The sequence below is a fragment of the Treponema parvum genome (genome assembly GCF_017893965.1).
Classification (GTDB): domain Bacteria; phylum Spirochaetota; class Spirochaetia; order Treponematales; family Treponemataceae; genus Treponema_D; species Treponema_D parvum.
Window position 1 is genome coordinate 1324847 of the sequence record NZ_CP054142.1, and the last position, 14259, is coordinate 1339105.

Sequence of the window (14259 nt, forward strand, 5' to 3'; positions counted from 1 at the left end):
AAATCAAGATATCGGCTGTACGTTTATCTAAAACCGCATAACAAGCCTTATCTCACACTGCCTTATCTCACGCTTGACATTGATCGGTTGTTTCGATATATTAAATAAAAACGCGGGGATGGTGGAATTGGTAGACACGCCAGCTTGAGGTGCTGGTGGCGAAAGCTGTGCCTGTTCAAGTCAGGTTCTCCGCATCGCATAAAACCTTGTGATTCAGTGAATTGCAAGGTTTTTTTTATGAACACGTTTTTTGTACGAAACTATGCAAATTATAATTCCCGTTTTTTTTATTTTTACGGTTAACGCGGTCGTAAACACTTATCTTCCCATCATACTTGCTTCGGTGGGGTACGACATAGCTAAGATAGGCGTATTGTTGTCAATCTTTGACTTTACGGGAACGTTTTTAGCCCTGCCCTGTATTTATTTAATCGAAAAAAGGAATAAATACGGAATAGATCTTTTTTTTCTTCTTCTGCCTTGCATATTGCTGCCGATCCCCATAGTCACCGTCCATAATTTTTTGTTTTCGGCTCTCTTTATGGGTATTTATTCCGTAGGATACAAATGTCTATTTCCTGTTTCTGATACCGTGATAAACAACATACTCATAGGACGGTACAGCGATTACGGAAAGGTACGAGCTATAGGATCTTTAAGTTTCGTATTGATGAATATTGTCATGCAGATTTTTTTAAGCAGAAGGCATGCTAACAGTCTTGAAATGACTTTGTGGATGACGATTCCCGCCATTTTAACCGCGGCATCGCTTTTTTTTGTGCCGGGGCTAATGCCGCCGCTTTTTGTAAAAAAAATTGCGGAAAAAAACAATATACAAGATAAAACCGACAAAGGTATAAAAAAAATCAGGCATGCGATCGGCGTTCTTGTGGTAAAAAAACATCCTTTTTCGCTGTCATCGCTGGTATCAGGATTTTCAGCGTCGTTTTGGGCCGCAATGGTACTGCTGATCTTTGCTTTTCTTGCCATGTCGCCTATAAATAAGTTTTTTTCCCTGTATGTTACCGAATTTTTAAAGTTGAATTCGGCTCCGGCATTTTGGGCTGTTCACGCCGCAGTAGAAATACCTGCAATGATCTTTTCCGGGCGGTTTATAAGACGTTTCGGCAATGAAAAGATACTGTGTCTGTGCGCGATCGTCATATCGCTTCGCCTTTGGACTTATATATTGTTTAAATCTTTTGCAGGCGCCTTAGCCGGACAGTTTCTAAATTATTTTACTTTCGGACTTTTTCATCCTGCAGCGATTTCGTTTATTGCCGAGCACGTACCGCCTAAAAAGCAGGTTACGGGACTCGCTCTCTATGCGATAGGCGCAAACGGTATAGGGAATATACTTGGAAGTTTGACAGGCGGAATAATAATCGAAAAATTCGGTTTTCCGACCTTGTTTTTGTGGGCGTCGTTTTTGCCGCCGCTCGCCGTAGTCTTATTTATGTATCTGAAGAAAAAAGGAAGCTGTTTTGACGGTAATTGTTAATTGTTAAAAATTTAAAAGATCCCCGGAAAAATCCGGAGATCTTTTAAGCTGAGATTTTAGCTTATCAAAGACTAGAAATTAACTTCAGTGTCATAGTAGCAGCACTTAAGCAATTCTTCCATTTCTTTTTGAGTCGGCTGCCGCGGGTTCGATCCGGTACATGCGTCGCTGATCGCATTTTTTGCAATGTCGGGAAGCCGCTTTAAGAAAACGTCTTCGGGAACAAAGCCTTTTTCCGTCGGATAGCTGTCGGCTCCGTAGTTTTTAATGCCGTGCGGAATATTTAAGTCGTCGTTCATCTTGCGCAGCGTTTTAATGAGCAAAGAAACTTTTTCATCGTCATTTTTGCCGCCGAGTTTCATGTGATCCGCGATGACACCGTAGCGTTTTTTTGCTTCAGGATTTTTTGCGTTAAACGCGATTACCTTCGGCAAGTACATGGCGTTTGCGGCTCCGTGAATAATATGAGCGCCGTAATCGCCGAAGACAGCTCCCGTCTTGTGCGCCATAGAGTGGACTATACCCAACAAAGCGTTGGAGAATGCCATTCCCGCCAGACACTGCGCGTTGTGCATGCTGTCCCTCTTAGCCATATCGCCATTATAGGAACCTACGAGATCGTTTTGTATCATATTGATCGCAAAGATCGCAAGCGGATCCGTGTAATCGCAGTGCGCCGTAGAAACATAGGCTTCTATTGCATGGGTTATGGCGTCCATACCTGTGTGAGCCACAAGTTTTTTGGGCATGGTTTCGGCCAGAGCAGGATCTACTATGGCGACATCAGGCGTAATTTCAAAGTCTGCAATGGGGAATTTAATTCCTTTTTTATAATCGGTGATTATGGAAAATGCGGTTACTTCAGTCGCCGTACCGGAAGTTGAAGATATTGCGCAAAAATGCGCCTTTCTGCGCAGTTTCGGAAGTCCGAAAACCTTACACATGTCTTCAAAGGTTGTGTCGGGATATTCATATTTTATCCACATAGCCTTTGCCGCGTCGATGGGAGAACCGCCGCCCATGGCGACTATCCAATCAGGTTCGAACTTAAGCATGGCATCGGCGCCTTTCATAACCGTATCTACAGAAGGATCGGATTCGATACCCTCAAACACTTCGACTTTCATTCCCGCTTCTTTAAGATATCCGACTACCTTGTCAAGAAAGCCGAAGCGTTTCATGCTTCCGCCGCCAACACAAACCATTGCCTTTTTCCCCGTAAAGGTTTTAAGAACTTCGATAGAACCTTTACCGTGATAAATGTCCCTCGGTAATGTAAATCTCATAACAATGCCTCCTACTATACATTCTGTATTAATTATAACACCAATCGAAGCGTATTGCAAAATAAATATTCAAAAATAATCAATTCGGTTCAAAACAGTTCATTTTGTCGCCGGGCAACCGCAATCGCCGCGCCGGATTATTGTGAGCTGCCGAGTCTGTCGACAGCGCGACCTCGCGTATTAAGATGCCGCCGCTTCGATAGCCTAAATCTCGATCCTAAGAATTTTCACCTTTTTTCTTTCTGGGAACAATGCTGAAATTTATCGTCTTTTCAGTTTCCATTCCCGCATCAAGTTTTATGTCCCAGCAAAAAGCCTCAGTCAGCGTCATTCCCGCTTTCACATTGTCTCCGCTCGCATCGGGGCGCATAAAGGATATTTGAGAATACGACAAGGTAGCGTTTTCGTTCGGCTCGAATATAAAAGAGATGTCGTTTGTCAAATCCGTAGTCTGAACTACGGACACATTGTTTATAAGCCGAGTGTCTTCCGCCGAGGCGTCAAGATCTTTGCTAACCGCCTTTGAAACAACTTTAAGGCTGTATCTGAAGGTTTCGTCCGGGCGGGCGAAATTTGACTCGACTACGAATTTTGCAAAAAGAGGGCTTTGGCTTTCATTTTTCAATATGTATTGAACCATCATGCCGCTGCTTGTCATAAAATAGTTTTTTAAAAGGCTGACCGGCTGTTTCATGGCGGAAAACAGTCCTGAAGCTTTAAGACGGATCTCATTCCTTTTGCTGCCGAAGCTCAGCTGGTCGTATTTTTTTGAGGGAAAGAGTCCTCCCCCTGTCGGGCGGTGTTTTTTGTAAAGGTCGAATTCATCGCCGTCAAAGAGGCTGTCTATAAAAAATCCCCGTTCGTATTTGTCGGAATATCCGTCAAACCTTTCTATGCGGCTCAAATTGTCCGCATAGTTGCCGGTGTTTTTCATAATATTGAATTCGAAAACGGAGCCGCCATACAACCCTATGCAGGCGTTATACTGCTTCATCTGGCAAAGATATTCGTTAATTCCGTCGCAGTTATAATCGAAATTCGTAATCGATTCGCGAAAATCGGAAGAGTCGCGCAGAAGTTTTTCCGCTTCGGCGAGATTTTTATACGCAACAAGGCGCCGTCTGGCATTGTTACTTATGCTTTCAGGACAACATATGAAGGTTTTGCCGTTCTGGGACTCCCACAGTTTTTCGCGTGCAAGTTTTTTTCGCATTTTGTCGCCGTGAGACTGATTTAAAAGCATGCTTACGTAAAGCATTCTGTTATAAAGCGCCTGCTGTCTTGGATATGTGCGTAAAAAATCATAAATAGTAGCGGCGGTCTTTTTTTTATTGTTTACGGTTAAAAAAGGAATTGAAGACAACAGGGAGAATTCTTCGCTTATGCCAGCCGGTATGTATGCGGGAATAAAAGTTTTGGCGTTTCTGCGGCAGTTCAGCGGAAGCGACAACTGCACTGATTCGGTGTTTTTTATTTCATCGAGAAAATTTTCAAACCAGTCGTTTTTTAAAAGTTCCGCCAGTAAACGCTTTCTCAGGACTACAGGAACAATTCTGTCCTTTTCATCCGCTTCGTCTTCGCTGAAAAGTTCGTCTTTGGTATTTTTTTTTATCGTCGCCACCATGTTTTTTATGTATAAGGCCGGAGAAAGATCCGCATCGGGAATAAAATCTTTAAAATTCGAAAGAATACACAGGGTTTTTCCCTTGTCCGCAGCTATGATAGGCAAATAATACTGTTTTGAAGACGGAATGAGAGAGCTGTCGAGAATCACATATTCCATTCCGCAAACTTGAAAACCTGAAACGAGCGAAGGATCCCAACTGCTCGCACAAACCTGTAATCCTCTAGGCCGTTTGCCTATGGTCTTTCTTATTTCGGAAGACAAAAGCTCTATCTGCCCCGCCCTGTCTACGGGATACAGCAATGGAAAAACAGGATCGTAATATCCGCCGCCTAAAACTTCAACCTGTTTGCGTCCGCTCAATTCTCCGACCAGTTTTAAAAATTCGGGATAATTTTTTTTGTACCAGGAAATTTGTTCGCCCGTAAATGAAAATGTAATTTTACATTCCGGATGCGTGTATAAAAAGGATACGAGGGGTTTGTATATGAGCTTATAGTTTTTTAGAAAATTATCTGAAACTTCCGCCTGAGAATGATCTGAAGATAATACAAAACATATACTTATTTTATCCATAAAAATTTAAAAAAGTCGTAAATCCTGCGATAGCCTTTATTCTATTATATAATCTGCAAGACGGCAAGCGCAAAAATAGAGCAAGTCAATATGGCAGAGCGGCCACCGCCGTACGGATCCGAGCGAGGGATAAGCGCTTTTTTCAACCGCCCTACCCCTTTCTATAAAAACACTTCAGGATTTAACCACGAAATATTCCAAGCGGAAACGGCGATGAGAATAATCGCCATGTTTATGTAAAAAAGGCTTATCGTATCGATATTTACCGGAGGCTTAAAAAAAGAGAAACGTTTTTTTAAAGATACGATCAGCAAATGTATGATGGAAAATGAAAAAACGCAAGCCGCGCCTATTACGGCGGAACCTAATACGCTTGAGCTTTCATAGATTGAAAGTAATGAAAAAAGAAAAACGAGAGGAAATTCCTTGCAGGATACGTAAAGCTTTTTGTAGAATAAAAGATTAAAACCCGTAAGCATGATAAAGTAAATTAAAAGCGTGAAAAACGGAAATAATTCACACATGGACAGGCGGAAAAGCACAGTGTCCGTAAAAATTTTCGATAAAATTGTCGTAAGCTCGACGCTTACAAATATTTTAAGAAAATCATATGCAAGCGGCTTGATCCTTTTATTTATGAAAAGCAGCCGGTCAAAACCTATTCCGTAGACCAATACAGCGGAAGAAATCAAAAGATAATAGAAAAAACCGTTCATTTTCCCTCCGAGGATTCGTCGTCCGCAAATATCGTTTTTTCTTTATTTTTTCTAAGATAAGGTATAAAACTCAGAATGACGGAAGAAAGTATTGCGGCGCCGGGGATCGACGCAAAGAAATTCATGACAGGTAATACGGAAACTGCAGGGATAAGCTGAAACGAATGTACGCCCAGCGAGGACGGTAAGCTCAAAGTTCCGAAGCCCAAAACGTCGCGGATAAAAGAAAAGCAAAATGTTACTGCAGAAAAATAACCGGCGACGCGCAGATTTGATTTTAAATCCGCCTTGATCGAAAGCCCTTCAGGCCTGTGCAGCACATAAAGCATATACGCCGAAAATGCCTGTATATAAGGAAGGAGACCGAGTTGCAAAGCTATTACGGGTACAAGCATCATCAATACGAATCTTTCGCATGTTACAAATGATACGAGAGCCAAAGGCATTATAATATGTGAATACGAACAGATATCAAGTTTTTTAAGTAAAAAATTAAGCAAAATATAAAATAAAAAAATAAAATTAAATGTAATTATGAATATGATACCGTAGGCTAACCGGCCGGGCGCGGGAATCAAAATCGCAAGCAAGGCTGCCGTGCAAATCAAAAGTTTTTTATCTGTCATCTTTGCCGTCCTGTAATGCCCAGTATTTCAGGATTTTTTTCCAGCCAATAGGAAATCGAAGAGTTTTTTGAAATAGCGGCAAGTCTCTTTGAAAGATCGGGCGGAAGGCACAAAAAATCAACAAAAGACGTTTTTCCGTCCGAAGAACGCATAAAAACCGCAGGATATTGTCCGTACATAGTCGTGATACCCATAATCACGGCGTAACCTGCATCCGCGTTGTTCTTATCTGTCAATTTAAAAGCTGCGCCGCCTGCATAAAAACCCGACCGTATAGCGTATTGTCTTTGAATTTTATAAGTATTGGGATAATGAGTTTCTAAAACTTGACTTACGGCTTTTTGCAGTCCCTTGTTCCAAGGATTTTTTGCCAGCGACATTAGAAGAATCATTACCGAAAATAAAAAAAATAAAATTCCGAAGCCTAAGCCGATCTTTTTTATGTTTTTATGTTTTATTTGATCCATCATTCAAATCCTTTTTTAAAATCGTCTTTCGAAATCTGTCGTTACCGGTGAAAACAATAATTTCTTTTTCTGAAAGGAGCTCCATTTTTCTTTTTGCAAAAAAATCTTCAGCCTGCTGATAAAAAAGAGAAACCGTGTTTGCCAAAATCACAGTAAAAACGGATCCCGCAGGGGACGTTCCGCAGCCTACGATAAAAAAGGCTATCATACCGGCTGAAATTCCGTAAAAAATTTTTCCGGTACGGGAAGCAGGGGCGGTTCCGAACCAGCTTAAAAGGAATATCGACGTGAACAGAGTTCCGCTTGACATAAGCGCCAGTATTACATCGCCTGAACCGGGCATACCGCCGTATGCGACGGAAGAAACAAAATAAACCAAAAGCCCATATACGACGATGTGACATGCGGGAATGATACCGGAAACAAAATCGAAGGCAAAAAACACTGCGGAAGTTATCAATGTGATAAGATTAAATCTGAACGCCGGTATTACGGAATTTGAATCCCAAAGTAAAGATATATATCCTTCGGGAATCGAAAGCCCGAAGACGTTGAAAATTTTTTCATTAAGAAACAGAGTAATCTTCGTATCAAACGGTAAAACGGGAATTTGACCGTTTTGAATCAAGATAAGAGACGGATTGTGCGAAAAAAGATTTTCACCCGTGACTAGAAAAGAAGGAAATGCCGAAATGTTAAAAATCCATGCCAATGCAACCGTCACTGCAGCAGGATTTATCCACGGATGCGAAAAGCCTCCGAAGGCATATTTAAAAATCAAAAGAGAAAATAATGTAAGAAAAAAAACCGAAATCACAGGATATCCGGACGGCAAAAGCAAGCCTATGATGATCCCCTGAACGAGCGACAAAACTACAAAGATTTTTTTCTTTGACAGCATGGAATTTATGCTTTCGGCAGACAGACTTCCGATGACAGAAGAAAGTATAACATACAGCGACGACACGGTTCCTGATAACCACAGCATTACAATTTGCGGGATCAAAAACAATAAAAACGCGGATACGGTATCGCTTGAAGAACATGAAAAATGAACGAAAGATCTTAACTTAAAATTGTCTTTTATCAAAGAAGGTATGTTCAGATCATTTAATAAATCTTTTTTCATGACTGCGACTCCTTAAGGGTCTCTATCGCCTGACTCAAAGGCAATCTGGAAGAACACACGGCATTACACAAGGTACAGCCCATGCATAAACTTGAGGCTTTCAATAAGCCCGCTTCCATTTTATGAATGTCGTTAAGCATTTGATTGAACAAAAGATCGGGGCTCAGCCCTGAAGGGCAAACGGAGCGGCATTTTCCGCAGCGCACGCATTCGTTCGGAGTAAAAAACGGAAATTTGTAGGATGACGAGAATGCGACGGACTTTACATTTTTTGTTATGGGCACGGATCTTTCTGGCGCAAGATAACCGGTGAGCTGCCCGTTTATGATTATTTTTGAAGGCTTCTTTAAAAATCCTCCGCATTGCGCCGATAAAAAATCTATCGTCGACCCTAACGGGAGCCTCAATATTCCCGAAACTTTGAGACAGTCGCCGTAAACGTATACGTATTGATTTATGACGGGTCTGTGAAGCTCTATCGCCTCATACAGATGAATCAGCGTAACGCTGTCGACGAGCAGATCGTAAATATTTATTTTTGAAAAAATTTCATCGGCTTGAAGTTTTTTTAGTACGGTTTCAATAAGTATGCGCTGAAAGCCCGCCGGATAATCCGTACAATCGACGCCGACATATTTTACGGGAATTGAATTAAAAATATCGTGATTTTCGGTTTCTTCGGCGGTGTTTTCGGGGCTGGGTAAGGCGTCGTTATACGCAAAGACAATGCCCGAAGCGTTCATAGCATAGGCAAGGATAGCGGCTCCTTTTTTTATTCTGTCAAAGCCGGTGTTGGTGAGAAAGGAATCGGTACAGCGGTACGGATCTTCGTCAAAAAGTCTTACTACAAGAACATTTGAAGCTTCTTTTTTTTTCGTTTTTATCTGGGTTGCAAGCGAAAAAGGTTTGTTTATGAAAAAAGTGTTTATCACGCCGTAATAGGAGATCATTTCAACTATTTCGGAAGGAGAAATATCCGACCACTTATTCGGTCTTGATTTTTTACCGCGGTAAGAAAATTTCCCTTCGAGCATAATAAGCACGGCGTCGCTTTTTTTGCCGTCGAAAAGCGGTACGGAAGAAAATCCCGTTACAATACCGGGTATGGGCGAATGAATTTGTGCAGCCAAAGGTTCAAGCGGATCCTGGCTGCGCGCGATAACCTGCCCTTCCCTTACGCGGTCTCCTTCCGAAACAAGCAATTTATAATTGCCCGATCTTTCCGTATCGATCGGAACGGTCACTACGCGCGGTAAAAAAGAGTCTATGGCTTGGTAAGAAATTTCTTCATTTATTTTTTGCAGTTTTATCATTTTTTTATGTACTTAGCACTGATTAATTCGAATGCGAATTAATCAGTGTTTCCTTAATATAAAAAAAATCAACACGGCCGGAGAAATCATGAATTCTATCAACAGAATAATAAAATCACTAAAGCCGTTTCCGCCCGATAAAGAATACACGGCCGCATCTGCCTTTCCTTGTTTTTTCAAAATTTTTTCCAATGCCGTATCCGGCAAGCCGTCAATATTTTTAACCGTCGAATCTATAAATGCCTTATCAAAGCGGAAAACAACTTCGTTTCTCTCTCTTATGACGTTTCCGTCTCTTTCATAACGAGGAATAATTACAGCGTCTCCTAACCTGACAGTTCCTGATGCAGAAACCTCGTCGTGCAAAGATCGATACGGATATGTCTGGGCGTACCAATCGGACACAACATAGTCCGTCAACGAAATAATCGAAGTTTTGTTATTATACCGCGCCGGAGCGGGAAGCAACAAGTCTTTTGAACCTTTTGAGGACAAAAACCTAGATGAAAAGATGGACAGAACTAGAAAAAGTCCCGTGCTCAGCGCACAAAAATACATAAATAATACGGTTTTACGGGTTGTCAATCTTATAAACTGAGACGGCAATATCAACACCATGCTGAATGCCGACTTTTTTGCGCGATAATTTTCATAATCGTGTAACAAATTTTCTGCGGCAAACGAAGCCGATAAAGCTACAATAAATATGATTCCGCTTGAAAAAGAAGAAAAAAAGCACAAAACGATCGGCAAGATCATAAATAAAACAGCATATCGGCTGTGCAAAAACACGTAAAGACTTTCATTTCTTCGGCGAAGATCCTGTAATACGTAGAGCCCGTAAAGCAAAAGACATACGGCTCCGATACGCGAGAGCGAAGGCCTGCTCAGAGCAAACAAAATCGGGAAAATGGCCGTTACAAAAAAAAACAGCCGCGATTTTGAAAAAAAACACAAAACCGAAGCAAAAATAAAGCACACAACGAGCGGAATTTTCGGGAAGTCAGCCTTCGAGTCAAGATACAAATCCGCATTGTAATCCCGATTCAGCGTTCTGAACGCTTTTTCTGTCGAAGAGGAATATCGTTCGGGTATATAATAAAGCTGAAAATCACCTTTTTTATCGAAGAAAAATTCTTTTTGTCTTTCCGAATACGACGGAGTTTGCGCTTTTTTTTGTACGGGACTGTAAGGTGAAGATTGCATTTGTGACTGCGACGACAGCGACACGACGGAGCTGCAACCTGAATTATTTAAAACTTGAAGGACGTCTTCTTCGGCCACGGTTTTTGCAACTGCAAGCGTTTGATAACCCGTCCATAATTTTTTATGACTCACGCGGCGAAAAGCGAACAAGGCGACAAGGCTTAGAAAAACAATTGTAAATGAAATTACGATATTCTTTTTTATCCGCATATTTTAGGATCACAGTACACTGAAGGCGGTGCCGATAAAAAAACCCAAAAGGCAACCTACAAAGACTTCCATAGGCGAATGTCCCTGAACTTCTTTTATCGGTTTAAAATTCGACAATTTTTTTTCATTCATTATCTTAATGATCTCGTTTAACCGTTTCGCCTGAATTCCGTTAGCCCGCCTTACCCCTACGGCATCCCGTATCGTTACAAGAAAAAAACAAAGCGAAAGAATAAATATATCGGAATCGACGCCGGATCTGTACGCTATAGCTGTGGAAAGGCATGCTACCAGCGCCGAATGGCTCGACGGCATACCGCCCGTGCGCCAAAGCAAAAGTTCAAAAAGCTGCTTAAACGAATGTATCTGGCCGTAAAACAATTTTATGACGGTTTTTATGAATTGAGCACAAAACCAGCTGAAAACACAGGCTATCACGATCGGGTTGGAAAAAAGAAAATATAGTTTTTCACCGGTATACATAGCAACTATTTATTTTACCGACAGGGAAAGTTTTGTCTAGTAGCGGGTATTTATTTTTATCACTATAATAAAAATATGGACTTTAAAACTTTTTATTGCGGCAAAGACGACGAAGGCAGACGCCTTGATAGAATAGTAAGAAAGTTTTTAAGCGAAGAATCTCTTTCCATTCTTTATAAGTCTATAAGAAACGGATTTATAAAAGTAAATAAAAAGACGGTAAGTCCTTCCTACCGTGTGCGGGAAAACGACGCGCTTTTTATCGCATCCTCGTTGGCTCCTGCCGTAAGCTTTGACGAGAGCGCCGGACGTTTCCCGCCTAAAGAGCGCTACCCTGCATTTTCAAAAGAGAATACTATTTTTAAAAATGAAGCTATAATTGTGATAAACAAACCCTACGACGTTTCCGTGCAAGGCAAAAATTCTCTTTCCGATCAAATCGTCAGTATTTGGAAAGGGGAAGAAAAAACAAAAGACGGCAGTTCTTCTCTCTCGTTTATTCCCGGTCCCCTACACAGGCTTGACAGAAAAACGACGGGAGTACTAATTTTTTCCCAAAATCTTAAAGGAGCTCAGTGGTTTTCAAGCGCGTTTAAGCATAACGCGATCAAAAAGATATATTTGGCGCTTTTACAGGGCAGACTTGATGAGCCGGTGTTTTGGCATGACAGCATTGTAAAAAAAACGGATAACGACAAAAACTTTCACACCGTAAACATCGTGAGCGATAAAACCGAAGCCGGCAAGGCGGCCGTCACAAAAGCGGAGCCGCTATATTACGGGATTTATGAAAATCTTGACATAACGCTTGCAAAGATAACGATAGAAACCGGAAGGACACATCAAATAAGGAGCCAGGCCGCCTTTCACGGATTTCCGCTTTTAGGCGATACGGCTTACGGAGGAAAAAAAATAACGGCCGACAGGGATTTTTATCTGCATTCCTACGCCCTGCTAATTCCTGAAAACAATCCATTATCCGTTCCCAAAAAACTAATCGCATTTATTCCGACAAAATTTGAAAAAATGTTAAGTAAAACCTTGATAAGTCCTCTCCGTATTAATATAATCTAACTAACTATGAAGTCGCTCAGTGATTTTTTTCAAAAATTTACAGGAATAACGGTATACGCCCTTGTGGGAGAAAGCGGAACCGGAAAAAGTTTTCGCGCCAAATTGCTTGCCCAAAAATACGGGCTTACTGCCATCATTGACGACGGACTTCTAATTCAAGACGACAAAATCTTGGCGGGACATTCGGCTAAAAGAGAAAAGACTTATATGGGCGCCGTGCGGGTCGCCTTGTTTGACGACAAAGAGCACCGCGATGAAATAGCTAAAATGCTGCACAAACTGCGCATAAAAAAGATTCTGCTTTTGGGAACCTCCGAAAAGATGGTCATCAAAATAGCGACGAGACTGCAGCTTCCCCCTCCTTCAAAGATCATAAAGATCGAGGACATCGCATCGCGCGAAGAGATTGAAAAGGCGATCCGTTCAAGGCAGATAGAAGGCAAACACATTATCCCCGTTCCCGCCATAGAAATAAAACGCAATTATCCGCAGATATTTTATAACTCTATCAAGGTGTTTTTTAACCGTAAAAATATATTTCATAAAAAAGAAGATTCCGCCTTGCAGCCTTTTGAAAAATCCGTCGTCCGTCCGGAATTTTCAAAAAAAGGCAGGATAAGCATATCCGAAGCGGCGTTGACGCAGATGGCAATGCATTGCGTTTCCGAATGCGATCCTAAGATCCGTGTAAAAAAATTTACGATAAAAACCGACAGCCGCGGTTACAGATTTATAATAACGATAGACGTTCCGTTCGGTAATCAGCTTACAGGAAAGATCCACGCTCTGCAGCAATACGTTATAGACAATATAGAGCGCTACACAGGCATCTTGGTAGAAGAAGTAAGCATAATTATCGATAAAATCACGGGAACGGAAAACATATAAGCAACGAAAGCTCCGAAAAATTCTTCAGGTCTTATCGCCGATTTGGCGTTATCTGCGCCGAAGTTTTTTTCTGTTTCCTCTTTTTAGGCGGCTGCATTGAAATTCCGAGTGTTTTTAAAACTTCCTTTATCGCAAATTCGAGTTCGGTTCTCTGAGGATTCATCGGCAGAACAAAATTTCTGCATTCCGTCCATGTTAAGGCGTATAATTCGCTCGCGGAGGGATGAAGATCAGCCTCTTTTTTCCAGTCGGTAAGCTCGTAAATAAAATCGTAGATCAAATAAAACAATTTGCGCCCGAGCCTTATGTCCGCGTCGCGGGCAATGGTTTCGTCAAGTTTTTTAAGACTTTGAAGATACTTTTTTTCAAAATCAGGCCTTGCGTACATTATTGCCGTTGCGGACGGCTGTAAATACATGTACAAGTCGGTTTGAAGAGCTTTTGAGACAATTTCAAACGAATGTCCGCTGCCTATTATTTTTTGAAGCTCTTCCGTAAGCCTTGATGGCGACACCGACGAAAGAAGATGTGCCGATTTTAGAATTTTTCGTTTAAGGGAAAAAGGAAGGCGGCAGCCGGTAGCGGCGGAATACTTTATCGCGCGAATCATTCTGACGGGATCTTCGACAAAGATTCTGTCGATTTTTATTACGGGTCTAATGATATGTTTTTTTATGTCCCGAACGCCGTTCACATAATCTATGACGTGTTCCGTAAAAGGATCGTAATACAAAGCGTTCAGTGAAAAATCCCGCCGTTTTACGTCTTCGTCCATAGTTCCGAAACTGTTTCCGACAGAACCGTCTATTATTGAACGGAATGTGCTTACTTCAAAAATCTTATCTTCAAAAAAAACATGCACTAATCTGAAACGTCGGCCGATTATCCTTGAATTACGGAAGATTTTTTTTATGCGCGAAGGAGTTGCGTCGGTGACTATGTCGAAGTCTTTCGGAGTGCGATCCAATATGAGATCACGCACGGCGCCGCCGACTATATAACTTGAAAAGCCCGAGTCTTTTAAACGCTCAAGGATATACAGCGCATCCGGATCTATTTTTGAAAGCTGTATTTTATGTTCGTTTTTTGTGTAGATTACGGCTTTTTTTACAGGCCGGCCGTTTTCGTCTGCAGAATATCGGATTAACACGCTTATTAAT

At 41.5% G+C, this 14259-nt stretch carries 13 protein-coding genes and 1 tRNA gene; 4 read left to right on the forward strand and 10 right to left on the reverse strand.

Features of this window, described 5'->3' with window-relative positions:
• The first annotated feature begins 112 nt into the window (after positions 1-112).
• Together HRQ91_RS05840 and HRQ91_RS05845 are read left to right on the forward strand one after the other, a co-directional pair.
• Positions 113-194, forward strand: a tRNA-Leu gene (locus tag HRQ91_RS05840).
• A gap of 68 nt (positions 195-262) precedes the next feature.
• Positions 263-1501 (forward strand): MFS transporter, encoded by a 1239-nt coding sequence (locus HRQ91_RS05845; RefSeq protein WP_210120681.1) that lies wholly within the window; start codon positions 263-265, stop codon positions 1499-1501.
• Between the two features lie 71 nt (positions 1502-1572).
• On the opposite strand, the gene HRQ91_RS05850 is transcribed toward HRQ91_RS05845, so the two are convergent.
• The 9 genes from HRQ91_RS05850 to HRQ91_RS05890 form a co-directional block, all read right to left on the reverse strand.
• Complete coding sequence (locus HRQ91_RS05850; RefSeq protein WP_210120682.1) at positions 1573-2787, reverse strand: iron-containing alcohol dehydrogenase; 1215 nt, start codon at positions 2785-2787, stop codon at positions 1573-1575.
• A gap of 217 nt (positions 2788-3004) precedes the next feature.
• On the reverse strand, positions 3005-4987 hold the full coding sequence (locus tag HRQ91_RS05855; protein WP_210120683.1) for an alpha-amylase/4-alpha-glucanotransferase domain-containing protein: 1983 nt from the start codon (positions 4985-4987) through the stop codon (positions 3005-3007).
• 161 nt (positions 4988-5148) lie between these two features.
• Positions 5149-5703 carry a hypothetical protein gene (locus HRQ91_RS05860; RefSeq protein WP_210118712.1) on the reverse strand — a complete coding sequence of 185 codons (555 nt, stop codon included), beginning with the start codon at positions 5701-5703 and terminating at the stop codon, positions 5149-5151.
• The gene (locus HRQ91_RS05865; RefSeq protein ID WP_210118713.1) at positions 5700-6329 is read right to left on the reverse strand and encodes a hypothetical protein; all 630 of its coding nucleotides are present in this window, start codon (positions 6327-6329) and stop codon (positions 5700-5702) included. The genes HRQ91_RS05860 and HRQ91_RS05865 overlap by 4 nt, the downstream gene beginning before the upstream one ends.
• The gene (locus tag HRQ91_RS05870; protein ID WP_210118714.1) at positions 6326-6799 is read right to left on the reverse strand and encodes a hypothetical protein; all 474 of its coding nucleotides are present in this window, start codon (positions 6797-6799) and stop codon (positions 6326-6328) included. The genes HRQ91_RS05865 and HRQ91_RS05870 overlap by 4 nt, the downstream gene beginning before the upstream one ends.
• Positions 6777-7925 carry an RnfABCDGE type electron transport complex subunit D gene (locus HRQ91_RS05875; RefSeq protein WP_210118715.1) on the reverse strand — a complete coding sequence of 383 codons (1149 nt, stop codon included), beginning with the start codon at positions 7923-7925 and terminating at the stop codon, positions 6777-6779. The genes HRQ91_RS05870 and HRQ91_RS05875 overlap by 23 nt, the downstream gene beginning before the upstream one ends.
• On the reverse strand, positions 7922-9238 hold the full coding sequence (locus HRQ91_RS05880; RefSeq protein WP_210118716.1) for a 4Fe-4S dicluster domain-containing protein: 1317 nt from the start codon (positions 9236-9238) through the stop codon (positions 7922-7924). Before HRQ91_RS05880 ends, HRQ91_RS05875 begins: the two co-directional genes overlap by 4 nt.
• Before the next feature lie 42 nt (positions 9239-9280).
• A complete protein-coding gene (locus HRQ91_RS05885; RefSeq protein ID WP_210118717.1) occupies positions 9281-10654 on the reverse strand; it encodes a hypothetical protein in 1374 nt (457 codons plus the stop codon).
• 9 nt (positions 10655-10663) lie between these two features.
• Entirely contained in the window at positions 10664-11137 is a 474-nt protein-coding gene (locus HRQ91_RS05890) for a divergent PAP2 family protein (protein WP_210118718.1), read from the reverse strand.
• 75 nt (positions 11138-11212) lie between these two features.
• Here HRQ91_RS05890 and HRQ91_RS05895 point away from each other — a divergent pair, with 75 nt between their 5' ends.
• Together HRQ91_RS05895 and HRQ91_RS05900 are read left to right on the forward strand one after the other, a co-directional pair.
• A complete protein-coding gene (locus HRQ91_RS05895; RefSeq protein WP_210118719.1) occupies positions 11213-12211 on the forward strand; it encodes an RluA family pseudouridine synthase in 999 nt (332 codons plus the stop codon).
• 6 nt (positions 12212-12217) lie between these two features.
• Positions 12218-13099 (forward strand): hypothetical protein, encoded by an 882-nt coding sequence (locus HRQ91_RS05900; RefSeq protein ID WP_210118720.1) that lies wholly within the window; start codon positions 12218-12220, stop codon positions 13097-13099.
• Positions 13100-13130: 31 nt separating this feature from the next.
• Here the strand turns inward: HRQ91_RS05900 and pcnB are convergent, their stop codons facing one another.
• A complete protein-coding gene (gene pcnB / locus HRQ91_RS05905) occupies positions 13131-14249 on the reverse strand; it encodes a polynucleotide adenylyltransferase PcnB (protein WP_210118721.1) in 1119 nt (372 codons plus the stop codon).
• Positions 14250-14259: the final 10 nt, after the last annotated feature.

Coding starts and splice junctions, on each gene's coding strand:
- HRQ91_RS05895 (WP_210118719.1), top strand. CDS start 11,213: ATGGACTTTAAAACTTTTTATTGCGGCAAAGACGACGAAGGCAGACGC.
- HRQ91_RS05880 (WP_210118716.1), bottom strand. CDS start 9,238: ATGATAAAACTGCAAAAAATAAATGAAGAAATTTCTTACCAAGCCATA.
- HRQ91_RS05890 (WP_210118718.1), bottom strand. CDS start 11,137: ATGTATACCGGTGAAAAACTATATTTTCTTTTTTCCAACCCGATCGTG.
- HRQ91_RS05860 (WP_210118712.1), bottom strand. CDS start 5,703: ATGAACGGTTTTTTCTATTATCTTTTGATTTCTTCCGCTGTATTGGTC.
- HRQ91_RS05900 (WP_210118720.1), top strand. CDS start 12,218: ATGAAGTCGCTCAGTGATTTTTTTCAAAAATTTACAGGAATAACGGTA.
- HRQ91_RS05865 (WP_210118713.1), bottom strand. CDS start 6,329: ATGACAGATAAAAAACTTTTGATTTGCACGGCAGCCTTGCTTGCGATT.
- HRQ91_RS05870 (WP_210118714.1), bottom strand. CDS start 6,799: ATGATGGATCAAATAAAACATAAAAACATAAAAAAGATCGGCTTAGGC.
- HRQ91_RS05855 (WP_210120683.1), bottom strand. CDS start 4,987: ATGGATAAAATAAGTATATGTTTTGTATTATCTTCAGATCATTCTCAG.
- HRQ91_RS05885 (WP_210118717.1), bottom strand. CDS start 10,654: ATGCGGATAAAAAAGAATATCGTAATTTCATTTACAATTGTTTTTCTA.
- HRQ91_RS05845 (WP_210120681.1), top strand. CDS start 263: ATGCAAATTATAATTCCCGTTTTTTTTATTTTTACGGTTAACGCGGTC.
- HRQ91_RS05875 (WP_210118715.1), bottom strand. CDS start 7,925: ATGAAAAAAGATTTATTAAATGATCTGAACATACCTTCTTTGATAAAA.
- HRQ91_RS05850 (WP_210120682.1), bottom strand. CDS start 2,787: ATGAGATTTACATTACCGAGGGACATTTATCACGGTAAAGGTTCTATC.